The organism is Streptomyces sp. NPDC057002 (assembly GCF_042673825.1).
Lineage (GTDB): Bacteria > Actinomycetota > Actinomycetes > Streptomycetales > Streptomycetaceae > Streptomyces.
Map to the genome: position 1 here is coordinate 616,315 of NZ_JBHURZ010000001.1, position 22,984 is coordinate 639,298.

7 protein-coding genes are annotated in these 22,984 nt (G+C 75.0%); 5 read left to right on the forward strand and 2 right to left on the reverse strand.

All coding sequences use genetic code 11. The features are described 5' to 3' along the window. Positions 1-56: 56 nt before the first annotated feature. Complete coding sequence (locus ACFT32_RS02820) at positions 57-1,793, forward strand: IucA/IucC family protein (RefSeq protein ID WP_382485032.1); 1,737 nt, start codon at positions 57-59, stop codon at positions 1,791-1,793. After that, positions 1,790-2,989, forward strand: a complete 1,200-nt coding sequence (locus ACFT32_RS02825; protein ID WP_382485034.1) for a type III PLP-dependent enzyme — start codon at positions 1,790-1,792, stop codon at positions 2,987-2,989. Before ACFT32_RS02820 ends, ACFT32_RS02825 begins: the two co-directional genes overlap by 4 nt. Here ACFT32_RS02825 and ACFT32_RS02830 read toward each other — a convergent pair. Both ACFT32_RS02830 and pdhA read right to left on the reverse strand, forming a co-directional pair. Beyond that, positions 2,986-4,971: a 2-oxo acid dehydrogenase subunit E2 gene (locus tag ACFT32_RS02830; protein WP_382485037.1), complete on the reverse strand. Its 1,986-nt coding sequence runs from the start codon at positions 4,969-4,971 to the stop codon at positions 2,986-2,988. The two genes, ACFT32_RS02825 and ACFT32_RS02830, sit on opposite strands and share 4 nt — an antisense overlap. Continuing rightward, positions 4,959-5,945 (reverse strand): pyruvate dehydrogenase (acetyl-transferring) E1 component subunit alpha, encoded by a 987-nt coding sequence (gene pdhA, locus ACFT32_RS02835; RefSeq protein WP_382485040.1) that lies wholly within the window; start codon positions 5,943-5,945, stop codon positions 4,959-4,961. Before pdhA ends, ACFT32_RS02830 begins: the two co-directional genes overlap by 13 nt. Positions 5,946-6,295: 350 nt before the next feature. On the opposite strand from pdhA, the gene ACFT32_RS02840 reads away from it, so the two are divergent. Genes ACFT32_RS02840 through ACFT32_RS02850 form a run of 3 tightly spaced genes read left to right on the forward strand, consistent with a single transcriptional unit; the run spans position 6,296 to position 22,966 of the window. After that, positions 6,296-7,585 carry a cysteate synthase gene (locus ACFT32_RS02840; RefSeq protein ID WP_382485042.1) on the forward strand — a complete coding sequence of 430 codons (1,290 nt, stop codon included), beginning with the start codon at positions 6,296-6,298 and terminating at the stop codon, positions 7,583-7,585. Position 7,586: 1 nt separating this feature from the next. Then, a complete protein-coding gene (locus ACFT32_RS02845) occupies positions 7,587-15,353 on the forward strand; it encodes an amino acid adenylation domain-containing protein (RefSeq protein ID WP_382485045.1) in 7,767 nt (2,588 codons plus the stop codon). 5 nt (positions 15,354-15,358) lie between these two features. After that, entirely contained in the window at positions 15,359-22,966 is a 7,608-nt protein-coding gene (locus ACFT32_RS02850; RefSeq protein ID WP_382485047.1) for an amino acid adenylation domain-containing protein, read from the forward strand. Positions 22,967-22,984: the final 18 nt, after the last annotated feature.

Here is a 22,984-nt window from a genome sequence, read left to right on the forward strand (position 1 = left end):
GCCGCCCGTACTCGCCCCGCCCCTCCCCCGCACTCGCGCAACCGCTGGAGCCTGCCATGCCCTCGCTGACCGATTCGCCCGGCCGCACCACCGCGCCGGTCGCCCTGCCCGCCGCCGACGACGTGGTGGCCCACACCCTGCTGAACTGTCTGCTGCGCGAGGTGTCCGGGCCGGAGCGGCAGACCGTCGTCGCCGACGGCAGCCTGCTGCTGCGGCTGCCCCGCCGCGGGGTGCTGCTGAGTGTCGCTCTGCGCCGGACGTCGCTGCTCGGCGCGCACCGGTTCACCGGCCCGGTGCGCGAGGAGCGGGACGGCGGCTGGGCGGACGTGGACTGGCGGCGGCTGGCCGAGTACACGCGTGACGAGCTGTCGCTGCGCACCGGTGTGCGCAACGAGGAGTTCCTGGCGCAGGTCGCCTCCAGTCACGCGGCCGTCGAGGGCGCGCTCACCGCTCTGCCGGAGGTGCCGGAGCCTCCGGGCGATCCGCTGTCCGCATACCTCGCCTCCGAGCAGTCCCTGCTCTTCGGGCACCGTTTCCATCCCACGCCCAAGGCCCGCACGGGCGATCCTCGTTCCTGGGCCGCGTACGCCCCCGAGACGGGCGCCTCCTTCCCGCTGCGGCACCTCGCCGTGCGGGAGCACCTGATCGCACAGGAGAGCGCCGAACCGTGGGCCACCGCCGCCCTGGACCGGCAGCGCCCGGACGTCCCGGCCGGCTACCGGCTGCTGCCCGCCCACCCCTGGCAGTACGAGACGCTCCGGGAGCATCCGCTGCTGCGCACCGCCCTGGACCGCGGTGACGTACTCGATCTGGGGCCGGGCGGCCGTCCCTTCGCCGCCACCGCGTCCGTGCGCACGCTGTACGACGGGGAGACGTTCCTGAAGTTCAGCCTGAACGTGCGGATCACCAACTGTCTGCGCAAGAACAGCAGTTACGAGCTGACCGGGGCGGTCGCCCTCACCCGGGCGCTGGGCCCGGCCCTGTCCGATCTCGCCGGGCGCTTCCCCGGCGGTGCCGTGCTCCGCGAACCCGCCTACCGCACCCTCGCCCTGCCCGGGCCCGACGGCGTGCCGGACCGCAACCTGCTGGAGGGCTTCGGCGTCATCGTCCGCGAGGGCCTGTCCCGGCGGCTCGCCCCCGGCACCACTCCCCTGCTCGCGGCCGCCGTCGCCGACGAGTACCCGACGAGCGCCGCCCAGGTCTCCCGGCTCCTCGCCGGGGCGGACCCGGCCACGGCGCTCGACTGGTGGTCGGCGTACCTGGACCTCCTCCTGCCGCCCGTCCTCGCCGCCTACTTCGACCACGGCCTGGTCCTGGAGCCGCATCTGCAGAACGTGCTGCTCTGCGTCGACGGCGCGGGCCGGCCCGCCCAGGTCCTCTTCCGGGACCTGGAGGGCACCAAGCTGGTGCCCGAGCGGCACACGGAGACGCTGGCCGCGCTGGAGCCGGAGGTGGCCGGGCCGATGACGTACGACGCGCGGCGCGGCTGGGACCGGGTCGTGTACTGCCTGCTCGTCAACCACGTGGCCGAGATGCTCGCGGCGCTCGCCGATCTGCATCCGGAGACGGAGGCGGCACTGTGGGCACGCGTACGGGAGACCCTGCGCGCCTACGCCGACCGGCACGGCTGCCCGCCCCGCCTGGCCGCCCTGCTCGCCGGGGTGCCGCTGCCCGCCAAGACCAACCTGCTCACCCGCTGGGAGCGCAAGGCCGATCGCCAGGCCGGCTACGTCCGGCTGCCGTCGCCGCTGGGCGAAGAGGTGCTGCACGAGGCGAAGAGGAACTCGCGATGACCCGCCCCACCTCCGCGGTGCACGACCGTGCCCTGTCACTGCCGTCTGGGGAACTGCCCGCCTACCTCTACGACTTGGCGGCTCTGCGCACACACGCCGCCGGGATCCGGGCCGCGCTGCCCGGGCGGGTCGAGCTGTACTACGCGGCCAAGGCCAACCCGGAGCCGGAGATCCTGGCCGCGCTGGAGCCCTGCGTAGACGGGTACGAGGTCGCGTCGGGCGGTGAACTCGCCCATGTCGCCAAGGCGGTGCCGGGCCGGCCACTGGCCTTCGGCGGGCCGGGCAAGACTCCGGGCGAGATGACGGCCGCGCTGGAGCTGGGCGTCGAGCGCTTCCATGTCGAGAGCGAGCACGAGCTGCGCGTGCTGGCCGAGCTGGCCCGCCGCGTCGCGCCCCGGCGGCCTGTCGGGGTGCTGCCGCGCGTCAACCTGCCGGTGCCCGACGGCTCGCTCGCGGGGAGCTCGCTGGCGATGGGCGGACGGCCGACACCCTTCGGCCTGGACCCGGCGCGGGCCGAGTCCGTGATCCGGACGCTCGCCGACGGCACGTATCCGCGGCTCGCGCTGCGGGGCGTGCACGCCCACTTGGCCAGCGGCCTGGAAGCGGCGGAGCTGCTGAGGGTCGCGGAGGCGGTGGCCGGATGGGCCACGGGACTCGGTGTGCCGATCTCGGAGGTGAACGTCGGGGGCGGCATGAGCGTCGACTACGCCGACCCGGAGCGCCGCTTCGACTGGGCCGCGTACGGCGAGGGTCTGGCCCGGATCACCGAGGCGCATCCGGCACTGACGCTGCGGATCGAGCCGGGGCGGGCGCTCACCGCGTACTGCGGCTGGTACGTCACGGAGGTGCTGGACGTGAAGCGCAGCCACGGCGAGGAGTTCGCCGTCGTCCGGGGCGGCACACACCATCTGCGCACCTCGGCGGCGAAGGGACACGACCAGCCCTGCTCCGTGCTGCCCGTGGACACCTGGCCGCACCCCTGGCCGCGCCCGGCGGCGAAGAGCGGGCCCGTCACACTCGCGGGGCAGCTGTGCACTCCGAAGGACGTGCTGGCCCGCCGGGTAGCGGCGCCGGAGCTCAGGGCAGGGGACCGGGTGGTGTTCTCCCTGGCGGGCGCCTACGCCTGGAACATCTCGCATCACGACTTCCTGATGCATCCCAGGCCCGGGTTCCACTTCCTGGACGACGACGCCTAGGGTCCCTCGGTCACATGGGCGAGGAACGCGGCGGCGGTGACGCCGTCGCAGACCCGGTGGTCGAAGGTCAGTGAGAGGTGCACGACCTTGCGGACCGTCACCTGGCCGTCGACGGCCCAGGGGCGATCGGTGATCCGGCCGATGCCGAGCATCGCGGCCTGCGGGTGGTTGAGGAGCGGTGTGGCGCCGTCGACCTGGAGGGGTCCGTAGTTGTTGACGGTGAAGGTGCCGCCGGTGGTGTGGGCCGCGGTGAGCTCACCGTGGCGGGCCAGGGTCGTCATGCGGCGCAGCTCGTCGGCCAGTTCGTCGGGGGCGAGCAGGTGGGCGTCGCGCACCACCGGTGTGAGCAGCCCCTGCTCGGTCTGGGCTGCGAAGGCCAGGTCGACGTGGGGCAGTCGGACGAGTTCGGCACGGTCGGTGTCGATCCGGGCGTTGAGCTCCGGGTACTTGGCGAGGCCGGTGACGCACCGGGCCGCGAGGGTGGCGAGCAGGTCGCGGGCGGGGAGGCCGGTGGCGTCGGTGTCCCGCCAGATGGTGACGGCCGGGGTGTCGCGGTGGGCGCGCTCGTACTTGCGGGCGGCCGGGCCGAGAGGGGTGCGCTGTCCGGCCGGGACCTCGGAGTCGGCGGGGCCGGTGGGTTCGGGAGGTTCTGGGCGGGTGCCGTAGCCGGTGAGGACCGCGCCGGAGCCGGTCGGTGTCCCGGCGTGCTCCTGTGCGGGGCCGGGCAGCACGGACAGCAGCGGCGCGCCGACGGCCAGCGTCTCCCCGGCACCGCAGTGCACTCGGGTCACGGTGCCGGCGAAGGGGGTCGGCAGGGTGACGGCGGCCTTGGCGGTCTCGACCTCGGCCACGACCTGGTCCACGGCCACCGTGTCGCCGACGGCGACCCGCCACTCCAGCAGCTCCGCCTCGGTCAGGCCTTCGCCGAGGTCGGGGAGGGCGAAGAGCCGCTCGCCGGAGTCCGGTGTGCGAGGGGACCCGTGTGCGACGGCGCGTGGTGCGGCCGTACCGTCGCCCAGCAGCCTGGCGAGGGCGTTCAGGACGCGCTCCGGGCCGGGCAGATGGGCGTCCTCGAGGAGCGGGGGCGGGTACGGGATGTCGTAGCCGGTGACGCGCAGCACGGGTGCCCGCAGGGACGGGAAGCAGCGCTCCTGGACGCGGGCGGCGAGTTCGGAGGCGACCGAGGCGAAGCCCTGGGCCTCCTGGACCACCAGGCACCTGCCCGTGCGGCGCACCGAGGCCGTCACGGTGGCGTCGTCCAGGGGCGTGAGGGTGCGCAGGTCGACGACCTCGACGTCCCAGCCGCGCTCGCTCGCGGCCCGTGCCGCGTTCAGGGCGACGGCGACGGCGGGGCCGTACGCGACCAGGGTGGCGTCGGTGCCCGGGCGCCGGACGGCCGCGGAGCCGAACCCGGCCGTGCGCGGCGGGAGGACGAGGTCGGCCTTGGTCCAGTAGTGCTTCTTCGGTTCGAGGAAGACGACCGGGTCGGGGTCCTCGACGGCCTCGCGCAGCAGGGAGTAGGCGTCCTCGACGGTCGCCGGGGCGGCCACCTTCAGACCGGCGGTGTGCGCGTAGTACGCCTCGCTGGAGTCGCTGTGGTGCTCCACGCCGCCGATCCCGCCGCCGTAGGGAACGCGGATCACCAGGGGCAGGGGGAGGGCGCCGCGTGTGCGGTTGCGCATCTTGGCCACGTGGGAGGCGATCTGCTCGAACGCCGGGTAGGCGAAGGCGTCGAACTGCATCTCCACGACCGGGCGGAACCCGGCCATCGCCATGCCGACCGCGAGGCCGACGATCCCGGACTCGGAGACGGGCGTGTCGAAGCAGCGGTGTTCGCCGAACTCGGCGGCCAGCCCGTCGGTCACGCGGAAGACACCGCCGAGCCGGCCGACGTCCTCGCCGAACACCACCACGCGGTCGTCCCCGGCGAGGGCGTCCCGCAGGGCGGTCCGCAGGGCCTGCGCCATGGTCACGGGCGCCATGCCGCCTCCACCTCGGTTCGCTGGTCGGTCAGTTGTGATGTGGGGTGCCGGAAGACGTGGTCGAAGAGGGTGCGGGGGTCCACCTCGGGCGTCGCGGCCAGGCGTGCGCGCAGGTCGTCGGCCAGTGCCTCGGCACGGTCGGCGGTCTCGGCGACGGCGGCCTCGTCGAGCAGGCCCGAGGCGCGCAGCCGGCGCTCCAGCCGGGCGATCGGGTCGCGGGCCCGCCACTGTTCGCTCTCCTCGGGGGAGCGGTAGCGGCTGGGGTCGTCGGCGCTGGTGTGCGGGCCCACCCGGTAGGTGAGCGCCTCCACGAGCCAGGGACCGCCGCCGCTGCGGGCGTCCTCGACCGCGGTGGCGAGGACGGCCAGGACGGCCGCGGCGTCGTTTCCGTCGACCTGTTCGGCGCGTACGCCGTGGCCGACCCCGCGGTGGGCGAGGCTCGTGGCCGCCGTCTGCGCGGCGAACGGCACGGAGATGGCGTAGCCGTTGTTCTGGACGAGGAAGACCACCGGTGCGCGCAGGACTCCGGCGAGGTTGAGGGCCTCGTGGAAGTCGCCCTCGCTGGTCGCGCCGTCGCCGAGCAGGGCGAGGGCGACCGTGCCGGTGCCCTTGAGGCGCTCGGCGTGCGCCAGGCCGACGGCGTGCGGGGCGTGGGTGGCCAGCGGGGTGCACTGGGGGGCGGTGCGGTGCGCCACGGGGTCGTAGCCGCTGTGCCAGTCGCCGCGCAGCAGGGTGAGGACCCCGACGGGATCGATGCCCCGGCTCACCAGCGCCACGGAGTCCCGGTAGGTCGGGAAGAGCCAGTCGTCGTCACGCAGTACGAGTGCGGCGCCCACCTGGCAGGCCTCCTGGCCGAGCGAGGACGGGTAGACCGCGAGCCGCCCCTGCCGGGCGAGCGCGTTCGCCTGCTCGTCGAATCGGCGCCCGAGGACCATCTTCCGATAGGCGGCCAGCAGCGTTTCCGCGTCCGGCATCGGGTAATCCCGGCCGGCCTGCGAGGGATCGGCGTCTTTCTCGGGAAACGCGAAAGGAACGGGCCCGGGAAGCAAAATGTCGATTCCCGTCCGCCGCTCCGGCGCCAATTTCTCTGGCATGCCTGGGAAGCCTCTTTCCTCGATGCTCCGGGAAGGGTCGTAGAAAGCCTTTGCCGACGTCAACACAACGTCCACCAAGGGCAGATGAACACGGGTTGACATCCGGCGCGCAGGTAAGAATTCTTACCCTGGAGCCGATTTCGGCCTCTCCACATCGTCACCACACCCTCGTACTTGAGCATTCAAGCGGTAGCTACCGGCTGTTTTTCCCGCCCTGAAGCAATGACGTCATGCTCGGTAAGCGGCACTACTCGGTCGTCTGCGCGGCATGCGGCACGCGGTATGAGGACGACGGCCTCATACTGGAATGCCCGGCCCCGCACGAACCGGCTTTTCTGCGCACGGAATACCGGGCGCCGTGCGCGGACGCGGCGGATTCCGGACTGTTCCGGCACGCCGGTCTGCTGCCGGTCGCGCGTACCTTTCCGGACGTCGGCGGACCCGTGGTCCACCCCGCGGGGCGGCTCGGCCGACTGCTCGGGCTGCGGCGGCTCTGGGTCGCCTTCAGCGGCTACTGGCCGGAGCGCGGCGCGTTCCTGACGACCGGCACGTTCAAGGAGCTCGAGGCGTACACGGTGCTGGGCCGGCTGCCCGAGGCGGCGCCCGTGCTGGTCGTCGCCTCGGCGGGCAACACCGCCGCCGCGTTCGCCTGGGCCGCCACCCTGCATCGCGTGCCCGTCCTGATCGTGGTGCCCGCCTCGGCGCTGGAGCGCCTGCGCTTCCCCGGCCCGCTGGATCCGCGGGTCCGCCTGGTCGTGCTCGACGGCACCGCCACCTACAACGACGCCATCGCCTGCGCCGACCGGCTCGCGCGGCTCCCCGGGCATCATCCCGAGGGCGGCTGCCGCAACGTCGGCCGGCGGGACGGGCTCGGCACCGTCATGCTCGCCGCCGCCCAGACCCTGGGGCGGCTGCCGGAGGTGTATGTCCAGGCGGTCGGGAGCGGCGCGGGCGCGATCGCGGCGCACGAGGCGGCACTCCGGCTGTGCGGCGACGCGGACGGTTCCCCCTCCTCCCGGGTCCCCCGGGTCCTGATGTGCCAGAACACGCCGTACGCGCCGCTGTCGCACGCCTGGCGCGGCGGTACGGGCCCGGCGCCCGGCCGGGCCGTGGACGTGGTCGCTCCCGAACTGACCAACTGCCGCCCTCCGTTCGCGGTGCGCGGCGGGGTGCGGGACGTGCTCCGTGAGAGCGGTGGCGAGGTGCTGGAGGCGGACAACGAGGCCGCGCTGGCGGCGATGGCGCTGTTCGGGCAGACCGAGGGCATCGACATCGAGCCGGGCGCCGGGGTCGCCCTTGCCGCCCTCGCCGAGGCGGCCAGCACGGGCCGGGTGGGCCGCGACGAGCTCGTCCTGCTGAACATCACGGGCGGCGGCCGGGCCCGCCTCTCCCACGACGTTTCCCTGACCCCGGCCGAACCGTGGCTCCGTGTCCCGTGGGGCCCCGGCAGTACGGCCGACGACACGGCCGAGCTCGTCCGCCGCGCGCTGGGGCAGGTGCCGACCCCGAGTGGAGTGTGAGATGACGGCCGGTCAGGAGCAGGTGGACGTACGCCTCGGAGCCTCGGCCGCGCAGCGGGCGATGTGGTTCGGGGAGCAGGCGGACGCCGCCGGTGCCGCGTACAACGTGGGTGAGTACACGGAGATCCACGGGCCGGTCGACGCCGGGCGGCTGCGGGCGGCGATCGGCGCCGCCGTGGACGCGACCGAGGCGCTGCGCAGCCGTTTCGTCGCCGCCGGGCAGGACGTGGCGCAGCTGGTCGACGGGCGGCCCGAGTGGTCGATGCCGGTGGTGGACCTGTCGGCGGAGGCGGACCCGCTCGATGCGGCGCGGGCGTGGATGGCGGCCGACTTCGCCGTCCCGTTCGACCCGGCCGCCGGTCCGCTGTTCCGGTACGCGCTGCTGCGGCTCGCCCCGGACCACTCCGTCTGGTACCAGTGCTACCACCACATCGCGATCGACGGCTTCAGCTGCTCGCTGGTGGCCGCGCGGGTGGCCGAGGCCTACACCGACGCCGCGGTTCCGCCGTCGTCCCCGGTGGCCGCGCTGGTGGCGGAGGACGCCGCCTATCGTGCCTCGGAGCGGTACGCGGCCGACCGCGCCCACTGGGCCGAGGTGATGGCGGACGCGCCCGAGCCGGTGGGACTGTCGCCGGTGCCGCCTCGCGTGGACGGCGGATTCCGGCGTCGTACGGCGCACCTGTCGACCGCGGCCGGAGAGGCCGTGCACGCCTGCGCCGAGCACGGCGGGACGCGCTGGTCCCGGGTCGTCGTCGCCGCCGTGGCGGGATTCCTGCACCGGCTGACCGGAGCGCGCGAGGTGGTGCTGGGGCTGGCCGTCACCGCGCGGCGGTCCGAGGCCGCCCTGGCCACCCCGGGCATGGCCTCCAACGTGCTCCCGCTGCGGCTGGCCGTACGGCCCGACGCCACGGTCGCGGAGCTGGTCCGCGAGACGGCCCGGGCCACCCGGGACCTGCTGGCGCACCAGCGGTACCGGGGCGAGGAGCTGCGCCGCGAGCTGGACTGGTCCGGGACGGCCCACCGCTTCTTCGGGCCGGTGGTCAACATCATGGCGTTCGGGCCGGAACTGCGCTTCGACGGCTGTCCGACCACCCGGCACAACCTGTCCACCGGCCCGGTCGAGGACCTCGCCGTCAACGTCTACGACCGCTCCGACCGCCACGGCCTGCGCGTCGACCTCGACGCCGCGCGCGGCCGGTACCCGGAGGGCGAACTCGACGTCCTGCACCGGCGGTTCATGTCGTTCCTGGAGCACTTCGCGGCAGCCGGGCCGGACACTCCGCTCGGCCGGCTGGACGTACTGCTCCCGGGCGAGGAGGACGCCGGGCTGCTGGTGGGCGATCCCGCGACCGCCGGACTGCTGTCGGGCGACCCCGAGACGGTTCCCGCCGTCTTCGCCGCCCGGGTCGCCGAGCGGCCGGACGCGGTCGCCGTGACGGGCGAGTTCGACCTCACCTACCGCCAACTGGACCAAAGGGCAGAGCTGTTGGCGGAGGCGGTCGGGCCCGGCCCGGAGGAGCGGGTCGCCGTGCTGATGAGGCGCTCCCCCGATCTGATCGCCGCGCTGCTGGGTGTGCTGTCGGGGGGCGGCGCGTATGTGCCGCTCGATCCGCGTGCCCCCGACGCCCGGCTCCGCCGGATCCTGGCGCACACGGGTGCGTCCGTGCTGCTGACCGACGCCTCGCTGGCCGAGCGGGCGCGGACGGTGCACACGGGGCGGGTGCTGGTGGTGGACGACCTCGCCGTATCTCCGTCCGCCGAGCGCGGGGACGTGCCCCTGCGGCCGGACGGGCTGGCGTGCGTGATGTACACCTCGGGGTCGACGGGCGAGCCCAAGGGCGTCGCGGTGACGCACCGGGATCTGACGGCGCTCGCGGCGGACCGGCGGTTCGACGGGGCGGCGCACGAGAGGGTGCTGGCGCACTCGCCGGTGGCGTTCGACGCGTCCAGCTTCGAGCTGTGGGTGCCGCTGCTGCGCGGCGGCAGCGTGGTCGTCGCCCCGGAGGGGGACGTGGACGCGGCGGCCGTCGCCCGGCTGAGCGCCGAACACGGGCTGACCGCGCTGTGGCTGACCGCGGGGCTGTTCCGGCTCGCCGCGCAGGAGGATCCGGGGTGTTTCGCCGGGCTGCGGCAGGTGTGGACGGGCGGTGACGTGGTTCCGGCGGCGGCCGTGCGCAGGGTGCTGGAGGCCTGCCCGGGGCTGGTCGTGGTGGACGGCTACGGCCCCACCGAGACGACGACGTTCACCTCCGCGCGGGCCTTCGACGCGGCCGGGGCCGTCCCCGACGCGCTGCCCATCGGCCGTCCCCTGGACGGTATGCGGGTGCTGCTGCTGGACGCGGCGCTGCGGCCCGTCCCCCGAGGCGCGGTGGGCGAGCTGTACGTGGCGGGACCCGGTGTCGCCCGGGGCTATCTGGGCCGCCCGGACCTGACGGCGGAGCGGTTCGTCGCCGACCCGTCGGGCGAGCCGGGTGCGCGGATGTACCGGACGGGAGACCGGGCCCGGATCACCGGCGGAGGAGAGCTGGAGTTCCACGGCCGGGCCGACGGCCAGGTCAAACTGCGCGGCTTCCGGGTCGAACCCGGCGAGACCGAGGCACGGCTCACCGCTCTGCCCGGGGTCGGGCAGGCGGCCGTGGTGGTACGCGAGGACCGGCCGGGAGACCGTCGCCTGGTCGGGTACGCGGTGCCGGCCTCCGGTGTGCTTCTCGACGGCCCGGCGCTTCGGGAGCGGCTGGCCGGTGAGCTGCCCGAGTACCTGGTGCCGTCGGCGGTCGTGGTGCTGGACCGGCTGCCGCTGACGGCCAACGGCAAGCTGGACCGGGCGGCGCTGCCCGAACCGGCCCGTGGTCTGCCCCAGGCCACTTCTTCCCGCGGCCCCGCCACACCGCGGGAGGAGGTGGTCTGCGGGCTGTACGCCGAAGTGCTGGGGCTGCCGGCCGCCGGGCCCGAGGACGACTTCTTCGATCTGGGCGGCGATTCGCTGCTGGCGATGCGGCTGGTGGCCCGGCTGCGCGCGGTGTTCGGCGCGGAGGTCGGGGTGCGCGAGGTCTTCGGGGCACGGACCCCGGCGGCGCTCGCAGCGCTGGTGGCCGACACCGAGCCCGGACACTCCCGGAGCGACGTGAAGCCCGGAATCCCCAAGGCGACGGCGGACGACCGGCTCTCCGTCGCGCAGCAACGCCTCTGGTTCCTGCACCGCCTGGAGGGCGCCGGAGCCGCCTACAACATCCCGCTGGCCGTACGGTTCACCGGCGGCCCGCTGGACACGGAGGCCCTGCGGGCGGCGCTGGGGGATCTCGTCGGGCGTCACGAGAGCCTGCGGACGGTCTATCCGGACGTGGCCGGTGTACCGCACCGGCGTCTTGCGGAGCAGACGCCGCAGCCGGTCGTCGAGGAGATCACCGAGGCCGAACTGCCGGGTGCCCTGGCGCGTGAGGCGGGTCGGGGCTTCGACCTTGCGTCGGAACTGCCGCTGCGGGCCTGCGTGTTCGTCCTCGGCCCCGAGGACCATGTGCTGCTGCTCGTGCTGCACCACATCGCGGCGGACGGCTGGTCGCTGCGGCCCCTCGTCCGGGATCTGTCAGCCGCCTACCGGGCCCGCGCCTCAGGCGACGTGCCGGCGTGGACCCCGCTGCCGGTGAGCTACGCGGACTACGCGTCCTGGCACCGGCACCTGCTCGGCGACCCGGCCGACACGGACAGCCTGCTCGCCCGCCAACTCGTCTTCTGGCGCGAGGCGTTGGCAGGGCTCCCGGACGAACTGCCGCTCCCCGCCGACCACAAGCGCCCGGCACGCCCGACTCACCTGGGCGGGGACATCCCCTTCGCGCTGCCCGCCGCGCTCCACCAGCGGCTGCGCGTCCTGGCGGCGCGGCACGGCGGCACCGTCTTCATGGTGCTGCAGGCCGGTCTCGCGGCCCTGCTGACCCGGCTCGGCGCGGGCACCGACATCCCCGTAGGCACTCCGGTCGCCGGCCGCTCCGACGAGGCACTCGACGACCTGGTCGGCTTCTTCGTCAACACCCTGGTCCTGCGCACGGACACCTCGGGCGACCCGGACTTCCGCACCCTGCTGGAGCGGGTGCGCGGCAGCGCCCTGGCCGCCTACGCCCACCAGGACCTGCCGTTCGAACGTCTGGTGGAGGCGCTGAACCCGCCCCGCTCGCTCGCCCGGCATCCGCTGTTCCAGGTGATGCTCACCCTGCGGCCGCCCGGCGGCACCCCGTGGGACCTGCCGGGCCTGCGCGCGGCGGAACTGACGGTCGGCAGCGGTGCCACCAAGGTCGACCTGTCGCTGAACGTCGCCGAACGCACCGCCGGCGACGGCGCTCCGGCCGGTATCGAGGGTGTCCTCCAGTACAGCGCGGACCTCTTCGAGCCCGAGGCCGCGCGGGAGCTGGCCGACCGGCTGGCTCGCCTCCTGGCCGCGGCCGCCGAGAACCCGGACGCGCCGCTCTCCGCGCTGGAGGTCCTGGACGCGGCCGAGCGCCACCGGCTGCTCGTCACCTGCAACGACACCGCCCGGCCCGTGCCGGACATCGCCTTCCACGAGCTGTTCGCCGCCCGCGCCACTGAGACGCCGCAGGCACCGGCCGTTGCGGACGGCCGCGTGGAACTGACGTACGGCGAACTCAAGGAGCGGGCCGACCGGCTGGCGTGCGTGCTGCGGGACCACGGGGTCGGGCGGGGCGGGATCGTGGCCTTCGCCCTGCCGCGTTCCGTGGACATCGCGGTCGCCGTGCTCGGCGTGCTCACGGCGGGCGCGGCCTACCTGCCCCTGGACCCCGGCCATCCGGCCGAGCGCACCGCCCGCCTGCTCACCGACGCCGCGCCCGGCCTGCTGCTCACCACGGGCGCGGCAGACGACCGGCTGCCCGCCGACCCGGGCTGCCCGGTGCTGGACCTCGGCGCCCTGGACATGGCGGGCGGCGGCACCGAGCCGGTCCCGGTCTCGGGGTCCGACGCGGCGTACGTCATCTTCACCTCGGGCACCACCGGCCGGCCCAAGGGCGTGGTGGTCGAACACCGCAACCTCACCAACTACGTCCTGCGCTGCGTCGAGGCGTATCCGGGCCTGCGGGGCCGGACACTGCTGCACGCGACCATGTCGTTCGACGCGACGGTGACCGTGCTGCACGGTGCCCTCGCCGCGGGCGGCACGGTGCACATCGCGGAGCTGCACGAGGCGGGCGCCGCACCGCTGCCCGGCGGCTACACGTTCCTCAAGGCGACCCCGAGCCATCTGACGCTGCTGCCCGGACTGCCGTACGACGTCTCCCCCGGCGAGGAGTTGATGCTCGGCGGCGAGGCCCTGGTCGGCGAGGCGGTGCGCGACTGGCGGGACCGGCATCCGGGCGTACGGCTGTTCAACCACTACGGGCCGACCGAGCTGACCGTGGGCTGTACGGATCTGCGGTTCGAACCGGGTGAGCGGGTGCCGTCCGGGCCGGTGCCGATCGGCCGCCCGATGTGGAACACCCGCGCCTATGTCCTGGACGAGCGGCTGCGGCCGGTGCCGCCGGGAGTGCCCGGGGAGCTGTATGTGGCGGGCGCGCAGGTCACCCGCGGGTACCTCGGGCGGCCGGGGCTGACCGCCGAACGGTTCGTCGCGGACCCGTACGGCACGCTGTTCGGCGAGCCCGGGGCGCGCATGTACCGCACCGGTGACCGGGCGGTGCGCCGCCGTGACGGCGTGCTGCAACTGCGCGGCCGGGCGGACCGGCAGCTGAAGATCCGCGGGCTGCGGATCGAACCCGGTGAGATCGAGGCCGTGCTGGCCGGGCATCCGGACGTCGGGCAGGCCGTGGTGGGCGTGCACGACGGGCCGACGGGCCCCCTGCTGGCCGGCTACCTGGTCCCGGCGGACGGCCGAAGGCCCGGCCCCGAGGACATACGGGCGCATGCCGCGCGGCTGCTCCCGGCGCACATGGTGCCGCAGGCGCTGCTCCTCCTGGACACGCTGCCGCTGACGCCGAACGGCAAGCTGGACCGCGACGCCCTGCCCGCCCCCGCCGTGGCACCGGAGCGCACCACCGCCGGGCGGGCCCCGTCCGGTGAGCGGGAGGAGGTGCTCTGCCGGCTCGTCGCCGAGGTGCTCGGGCTCGACCGGGTCGGGCCGGACGAGGGCTTCTTCCGGCTGGGCGGGGACAGCATCCTCTCCATCCAGCTGGTCAGCAGGGCGCTGGCGGCCGGGCTGCGGATCACGCCCCGGGACGTCTTCGAGCAGCAGACCGCGGCCGGACTCGCGGCCGTGGCCTCCGGCACGGACGCCCTCCAGGCACCGTCCGACCCCGGTGACGGTTTCGGTGAGGTGCCGCTCACGCCCGCGATGCACCGGCTGCGCGAACGCGGCGGTCCGATCGGCCCGTTCAGCCAGACCGTGCTGCTGCGCACCCCGGCCGGGGCGGACGAGAGGCGGCTGGCCGCGGCCCTGCTCGCCCTGCTCGACCACCACGACGCACTGCGCCTGCGGCTCACGGAGAGTGCGGGCGACTGGTTCGCGGAGATCCCGCCGCCGGGCTCCGCGAAGCTGGCGCTGGAGCGAGCGGACATCACCAATCTGGCACCCGCCGCCGCCGAGTCCCTGATCGGCGAGCATGTGCGGGCGCAGCCGGGGCTGTTGAACCCGGCGCGTGGCGAACTGGTGCGTGCCGTGTGGTTCGACGCGGGCGCGGAGACGGAGGGCCGTCTGCTGCTCACGGTCCATCATCTGGCCGTGGACGGCGTGTCCTGGCGGATTCTGGCGGCGGATCTGGCCGACGCCTGGAAGGCGGAAGGGGAGCCCCGGTTCGCGCCGGTGGCGATGTCCTTCCGCGGCTGGGCGCGGCTGCTGCGGCGGGAGTCCGCCGAGCCGCGCCGGGCCGCCGAGGCGGAGCGGTGGCGTGACATGCTCGGCGGAAGTCCGTCCTTGCCGGGCGTGGCACCGCTCGACCCGAGCCGCGACACCGTGGGCGGCATTCGGCACCTCAGCCGTGAGGTGCCCGCGGGCGATCTGCTCACCGCCGTGCCCGCGCACTTCAACACCGGTGCCGAGGAGGTCCTCCTCACCGCTCTCGCCCTGGCCTTCGCGTGCTGGCGGGCCGGTCGGGACGGCGTACCGGGCCTGCTCGTGGACGTGGAGCGGCACGGGCGTGAGGAGCTCAGCGAGGGCGCCGATCCGGCCCGTACGGTCGGCTGGTTCACCAGTGTCGCCCCGCACCGGCTCGACCTCGCCGGCCAGGACGCCGACGAGGCGCTGCGCGGCGGCGCCGGGACGGGGCAGGCGCTCAAGCAGGTCAAGGAGCAGGTGCGGGCGCTGCCCGACCGGGGCATCGGACACGGCCTGCTGCGCCACCTCAACCCCGGCACCCGGGCGGCCTTGGCCGACCTGCCCACACCCCAGGTCGGCTTCAACTACCTGGGGCGGCTCGGCACCCCCGGCGAGGAGACACCCGCGTTCGGGCTCGTGCCGCACCCGGCGCTCGGCCCGCTGGGCCTGCTGGGCGCCGCCCGGGATCCCGCCGCGCCGGTCCCCCACGGTCTGGAGGTGACCGTGCTGGCCCGGGGGCCGGTGCTCGGGTCCACCTGGTCCTGGGCGCCGGGCGTGTGGGACGAGCGGGACGTGCGTGAGCTGGCCGACCTGTGGTGCCGGGCGGCCGAGGCGCTCGCCGCACCCGCCACCCGGCAGGACGCGGGCGGCCACACGCCGTCCGACCTGCCGCTGGTGTCGCTGTCCCAGGAAGAGATCGACGAACTCGAGGCCGAGTTCGCAAGCGAGTGGAGGTAGACGCGGTGACGCGGTCCGGACTGTCCGACATCTTGCCCCTGTCGCCGCTGCAGGAGGGACTGCTCTTCCACGCGGCCCTCGACGACACCGAGGCGCCCGACGTGTACGCCGCCCAGCAGGTCCTCGACCTGGACGGCCGTACCGACCCGGCGGCGGTGCGCGCGGCCGGTCAGGCGCTGCTCGACCGGCACCCCAGCCTGCGTGCCTGCTTCCGCCGCCGCGAGAGCGGCCGACCGCTCCAGGTGATCCCGGCGGACGTGGCGCTGCCCTGGGCGGAGGCCGACCTGTCCGGCCTGGCCGAGGCCGGGCGGGACAAGGAGTGGCAGCGGCTGCTGGACGAGGAGCGGGACCGGCGCTTCGACCTCGACCGGCCGCCGTTGTTGCGCTGGCTGCTGGTGCGCTGGTCGGCGGACCGGCTCCGTCTGGTGGTCACCAACCATCACATCCTGCTGGACGGCTGGTCCAAGCACCTGCTGGTGCAGGAGCTGACGGCCCTGCTCGACGGAACCCACCCGACGGCCCTGCCGGCCGCCGCTCCCTACCGCGCCTACATGGAGTGGCTGGGGCGACAGGACCGTACGGCGGCGGAGACGGCTTGGCGGAAGGCGCTCACGGGCGGGAACGAGGTTTCAGGCGAGCCCCGGGTTCCGGGCCGGCCCGAGCCGACCCGGCTCGCCCCGGTGACCGCAACCGCCACCGCCACTCCGCCGCGGCACCGGACCCAGCCGGACGAACTCGTCGTCGAACTGTCCCCGGAGCTGTCCGGCGCGGCCGAGACCGCCGCCCGCACGCTCGGCGTGACCGTCAACACGCTCGCGCAGTCCGCCTGGGGGCTGCTGATCGGCAGGCTGACCGGACGCCGTGACGTGCTGTTCGGGCAGACCGTCAGCGTCCGCCCCCCGGAACTGCCCGCCGCCGCGGGCGTGGTGGGCCTGTGCATCAACACCGTGCCGGTGCGGGTGGCCTGGGACGAAGGCGGCACCGTGGCCGGGCTGCTGACCGGGCTGCAGGAACGGCAGGCCGCGCTGCTGCCGCACCAGCACTTGGGCCTGGCGGACATCCAGCGGGCGACCGGCGGCTCGGACCTGTTCGACACGCTGCTGGCCGTCGAGAACTACCCGGCGGCCCCCACCGGGCGGACCTCCGCCGTCACGTCCGTCTCCGGCCGCGACGCGACCCACTATCCCCTCGCCCTGGCGCTGCTGCCGGGCCCGCGCATCGCACTGCGGCTGTCGTACCGGCCCGACCTGTACGACGAGGAGGCGGCCCGGCTGCTCCTCGCCCGTTTCACCCGGGTGCTGGAGCAGCTCGTCGAGGAGCCCGGGCGGCGCGTGGCCGCCGTGGAGGCACTGCTGCCGGGCGAGCGGGAGCGGCTGCTGGCGGCGGCGTGCGGTGAGCGCCGGCCGGTCGAGGCGTCGACGGTGGCGGGGCTGATCGCCGGCCAGGTCCGCCGTACGCCCGGAGCGGTCGCCGTGACCTGCGGCGAAGTGACGCTGACCTACGCCGAGTTGTGGGAGCGGGCCGGCCGGGTCGCGGCCGTGCTGCGGGAGCGGGGTGTGGGGCCGGAGCGGGTGGTCGCGGTGGCCGTGCCGCGTTCGGCGGACGCGGTGATCGCGCTGCTGGCCGTGTGGCGAGCGGGTGGCGCCTATCTGCCGGTGGACCCGGCGCATCCGGCGGACCGGATCGCGTACGTCCTCGACGACGCCCGGCCGGTGTGCGTGCTGAGCGGGCCGGGTGTGGAACTCCCCGGTTCGCTGCCGCGCGTGGACCTGCGCGCGGCGACGAGGGAGTCGGGTGAGCCGCCCGCCGAGTCCGGCTCGGCGGACCGGGCGGCCTACCTCATCTACACCTCCGGCTCGACCGGGCGGCCGAAGGGCGTGGTCGTCCCGCACGCGGGCGTGGTCAACCTCCTCGACTGGGCCGTGACCGCGTTCGGGCCCGAGCGGCTGGCGGCGGTGGCCGTCTCCACGGCGTTCTCGTTCGACGTGTCGGTCTTCGAGCTGTTCGCCCCGCTCGTGTGCGGGGGCCGGGTCGAGATCGTCCGGGACGCCCTCGCGCTGGCCGAACACGACGGCACGGTGAGCCTGGTGAGCGCGGTGCCGTCCGCCGTCTCGGCGGTCGTGGGCGACGGGCGGCTGCCTGCCGGTACGGGCACCGTGGTCCTGGCGGGCGAGGCGCTTCCCGGTGCGCTGGTGGAGCGGGTGCGGGCGGCGGCACCGGGTGCCCTGGTGGCCAACGCGTACGGCCCGACCGAGGCGACCGTGTACGCGACGGCGTGGATCGCGGAGGACGGTGCGGGGCACGCCCGGCCTCCCATCGGCCGGCCCCTGCCCAACGTCCGGGCGTATGTGCTGGACGCGGTGCTGCGGCCGGTGCCGCCGGGCACCCCGGGTGAGCTGTACCTCGCGGGCGCAGGGCTGGCCCGGGGCTACGCGGACCGGCCCGGGCCGACCGCCGAGCGGTTCGTCGCCGATCCGTTCGGCGGGCCCGGGGAGCGCATGTACCGCACCGGCGACCTGGTCCGGCTCCGTCCCGACGGTCTGCTCGACTACCTGGGCCGTACCGACGATCAGGTGAAACTGCGCGGCTACCGCATCGAGCCGGGCGAGATCGAGGCCGCGCTGACCCGGCAGCCGTCCGTCACGGCCGCCGCCGTGCTGGTCCGGGACGGCCGTCTGCTCGCCTATGTCACCGGCGAAGGCCCCGACCCTGACGGACTGCGCCGGGAGCTGGCCCGGACGCTGCCCGCGTACCTGGTGCCCTCCGCCGTCGTCTCCCTGGACCGGCTGCCGCTGACGCCCAACGGCAAGCTCGACCGCCGTGCCCTGCCCGATCCCGGGCTCGCGGCCGAGGCGGCCGGTGGCGCCCCGCGCACCCCGCAGGAGGAGATCCTGTGCGGTGTCTTCGCGGACGTCCTGGGCCTGGACCGCGCGGTCGGCCGGGACGACGGCTTCTTCGCGCTGGGCGGCGACTCCCTGCTGGCGATGCGGCTCGCGGACCGTATCCGTACGGCGCTGAAGGCGAGCCTGCCGGTACGGGCGCTCTTCGAGGCCCCGACCCCGGCCGCGCTGGCCGGACGCCTGCGCGAGGACGGCACGCCCCGGCCCGAACTGCGCCCGCTGCCGCGCCCCGACCGGATCCCGCTGTCGTACGCGCAGCGGCGTCTGTGGTTCATGAGCCGCCTCGGCAACGGCACGTCGACCTACACGCTCCCGTTCGCGCTGCGGCTGCACGGCGCCCTGGACGCCGACGCGCTGCGGGAGGCACTGGCCGACGTCGCCGCCCGGCACGAGACGCTGCGCACCCGCTACCCGGACGAGCGGGGCACGCCGTACCAGCTGGTCCTGGACGCCGAGGCCGCCCGGCCCGGGCTGGACGTCGTACCGGCCGCCGGTGAGGACCTGCCCGGACTGCTGCGGGCCGCCGCCGGGCACCGGTTCGATCCGGGGCGTGAACTGCCGCTGCGCGCCACCCTCTACCGGCTGGGCGCCGACGAGCACGTCCTGTTGCTGCTCGCGCACCACATCGCGGTCGACGGTGCGTCGCTGCGCCCGCTGCTGCGGGACCTGGGCACGGCCTACGCGGCCCGGCTCGCCGGTACGGCCCCGCAGTGGGCGCCGCTGCCCGTGCGGTACGCCGACTTCGCGTCCTGGCAGCACGCGCTGCTCGGCGACCCGGAGGACGCGGACAGCCTGATGAGCCGTCATCTGGAGTTCTGGCGGGACGCGCTGGCCGGTGCTCCGGAGGAACTGGCTCTGCCCGCCGACCGGCAGCGGATCGCGGCGCCGACCGACCGGGGCGGCCGGGCCGATGTCCGGATCGACGCCGAACTGCACGCCCGGCTGGCCGAGTTGGCGAACGGCTCGCGCGCCACGCTGTTCATGGTGGTCCAGGCGGGGCTGGCCGCCCTGCTGACCCGGATGGGCTCGGGAACCGACATCACCCTCGGCACTCCCGTAGCGGGCCGTGACGAGGCACGGCTGGAGGAGCTGGTCGGCTTCTTCGTCAACAGCCTCGCCCTGCGCACGGACACCTCGGGCAATCCGACGTTCCGTGAACTCCTGGACCGGGTAAGGGACTTCGACCTGTCCGCGTACGCACATCAGGAGCTGCCGTTCGAGAGCCTGGTCGACGCGCTCAGCCCGGAGCGCTCACTCGGACGGCATCCGCTCTTCCAGGTCATGCTGGCCTTCACCGGCGCCGCCGCCCTGCCCGACCTCGCGCTGCCGGGGCTGCGGGTGGCGCCCGAGCCGGTGGACACCGGGACCTCCCGGTTCGACCTGACCTTCTATCTCACCGAGCACCGCGACGCGGACGGCGGCCCGGCGGGTGTCGACGGTGTCGCCGAGTACAGCGCCGACCTGTTCGAGCCGGAGACCGCGCGGCGGCTCGCCCGGCGGCTGGCGCGGTTCCTGGCCGCCGTGGCCGCCGACCCGGACCGGCGCATCGGCGAGGTGGACCTGCTGGACGAGGACGAGCGCCGCGCGGTGTCGGAGCGCACGCCCGTCTCCGACGAACCGCCGGTTCTCCCGCTCGCCGAGCTGTTCCGGCGTCAGGCCGCCGAAGCGCCCGGGGCCCCGGCGCTCGTCGGCCCGGACCGAACCCTGTCGTACGCGGAGCTCGCGGACCGCGCCGAGCGGCTGGCCGAGGTGCTGGCCGGCCGGGGTGTGCGGCCCGGGGACGTCGTGGCCGTCGTGCTGCCTCGCTCGGCGGACCGGGTGGAGGCGGTGCTGGCGGTGGCGTTCGCGGGGGCCGCGTTCCTGCCGGTCGACCCCGAACTGCCCGCCGAACGCGTCGACTTTATGCTGGGCGACGCCCGGCCGGCGTTGGTGCTGACGGACACGCGCCTGGACGGTGCGCCGGGCGAGCTGCCCGCCTCGTACCACCCCGACCAGGCGGCGTACGTCATCTACACGTCGGGCTCGACCGGCACCCCGAAGGGCGTGGTGGTCACGAACCGGGGCCTGGTCGCGCTGAGCCGTACCCAGGTGGAGCGGTTCGCGCTCGGGCCGGACGCGCGGGTGCTGCAGTTCTCCTCGCCCGGGTTCGACGCGTCGGTGATGGAGCTGCTGATGGCGTTCGGCTCGGGTGCCGCCCTGGTGGTGCCCGGACCCGGGACGCTGGTCGGGGCGACGCTGGCGCAGGCGCTGCGCGAGGGGCGGGTGACGCACGCGCTGATCCCCCCGGCGGCGCTGGCGACACTGGAGCCCGGCGCGTTCCCGGAGCTGCGGACCCTGGTGGTCGGCGGTGAGGCGTGCTCGGCGGAGCTGGTGGCGCGGTGGGCGCCTGGACGGCTGATGGCCAACGCGTACGGGCCGACGGAGTCGACGATCTGCGCCACGGTCCACACTCCGCTCGTCCCGGGCGGGGCACCGCCGATCGGCGTGCCGGTGGCGGGGACCCGGGCGTACGTCCTGGACGGCGCGCTGCGGCCGGTGCCGCCGGGTGTGACGGGTGAGCTGTACCTCGCCGGGCCCGGACTGGCGCGCGGTTATCTGGAGCGGGCGGGGCTGACGGCGGGCCGGTTCGTCGCCGACCCGTTCGGCGGACGGGGTACGCGCATGTACCGGACCGGGGACCTGGTGCGATGGCCCGCCGGCAGGCCGCTGGAGTACCTGGGCCGCTCGGACGATCAGGTGAAGATCCGGGGCTTCCGTATCGAGCCGGGCGAGATCGAGGCCGTGCTCGCCGCCCACCCGGCGGTGCGGCAGGCGGCGGTGCTGGTCCGTGAGGAAGAGCCGGGTGTGCGCCGCCTGGTCGGCTACACGGTCCCGGCCGAGGGCGCCGCGCCCGACCCGGCGGAGCTGCGCCGCCACGCGGGCGTGAGCCTGCCGGACCACATGGTGCCGACGGCGGTCGTGGTGCTGGACGCGCTGCCCCTCACCCCGAACGGCAAGCTGGACCGCCGTGCCCTGCCCGCCCCCGGGACGGTCGCCGCCGAGTCCGTGAAGGCCCCGGCCACCCCTGCCGAGAAGGTGCTCGCGGACCTGTTCTGCGAGCTGCTGCGACTGCCACGGGTCGGCACGGACCAGAGCTTCTTCGACCTCTGCGGGGACAGCATCGCCTCCATCCGGCTGGTCAGCCGGGCCCGGGAGGCCGGGGTGGTGCTCAGCCCGAGGGACATCTTCGAACGGCAGACGGTGGCAGGGCTGGCCGCCGTCGCCCGGGGCCCGGTCGGTGCGGCTCCGGACACGGACGAGGAAGACCAGGGGCGAATCCCGCTCGGGCCGGTGATGCGGTGGCTGGTGGAGCGCGGCGGGTCCTACGACCGGCTCAGCCAGTCCGTCCTGCTGACGGTGCCCGCCGACGCGGACCTGCCCCGCCTGACCAGCGCTCTGCAGAGGCTGCTCGACCACCACCCCATGCTGCGCTCCCGCCTGGTGGACGAAGGCGGCGAACTCTCCCTGACCGTCCGCCCGACGGGCGCGGTCCGGGCCGGCGACGTGCTGCGCCGCCGGGATGTGGCGGGAGCGGACCCGCGTGCGGCCGTCGCGGAGGAGTCGGAGCGCGCGAACGGCCTGCTGGACCCGGGCGCCGGGGCCATGGTGCGGGCGGTCTGGTTCGACGCCGGACGGGAACGGTCCGGACGACTGCTCCTGACCATCCATCACCTCGCGGTGGACGGCGTGTCCTGGCGGATCCTCGTCCCCGACCTCGCAGCGGCCTGGCGCGGCGTGGAACTGCCGTCGGCCGGCACGTCGTTCGGCCGCTGGACGCGGCTGCTGGTGGAGAACGCGGCGTCCCGCACCGCCGAACTCCCGCTGTGGCGACGGATTCTCGACGGGCCGAATCCGTCGATCGGCTCCCGCCCGCTCGACCCCGCCCGCGACACGGCCGCCACCGTCCGCTCCCTCACCCTGACCCTGCCGCCCGAGCACACCGCTCCCCTGCTCGGGACCGCGCCGTCCCGCCACGGTGCCGGGCCGCACGAACTGCTGCTGGCCGGTCTGGGACTCGCGGTCGCCGCCTGGCGGGGCACACCGGAGGTGCTGCTCGATGTCGAAGGCCACGGCCGTGAGGAGTTCACCGACGGCGTCGACCTGTCCCGTACGGTCGGCTGGTTCACCTCCCTCTACCCGCTGCGCCTCGACCTCACCGACGCGCAGGCGCCGGGCCGGGCCGTGCGTCACGTCAGGGAGCGGCTGGGCGAACTCCCGGACCACGGGCTCGGCTTCGGCCTGCTGCGCCACCTCGACGCGCGGGCGGGAGGGGAGCTGGCCGCCTTCCCCGCGCCCCGCATCGGCTTCAACTACCTCGGCCGGTTCGGCACCGCGACGCACGACGACGGCCGTCCCTGGTCCCTCGCCCCGGAGTCGTCCGCGATCGGCAGCGGCATGGACCCCGGGCTCGGCACGGCGCACGCCCTGGACCTCAACGCGGTCGTCCGGGACACGGAGGAGGGCCCGTATCTGGAGGCCACCTGGTCCTGGGCGGACGGGCCGCTCGACGAGAGCGCCGTACGAGGGGTCGCGGAGGAGTGGTTCCGGGCACTGACCGCGCTGGCGGCCGGGAGCGGGGAGCCGGTCTCGCCCATCGGGCCACGGCCTGAAGTCCTGCCCGGCGAGTTCCTTCCCGAGGAGTGGGAGGAGCTGGCCGCCGGTCTGGAGGACTGACCGCACATCCCCGCCACC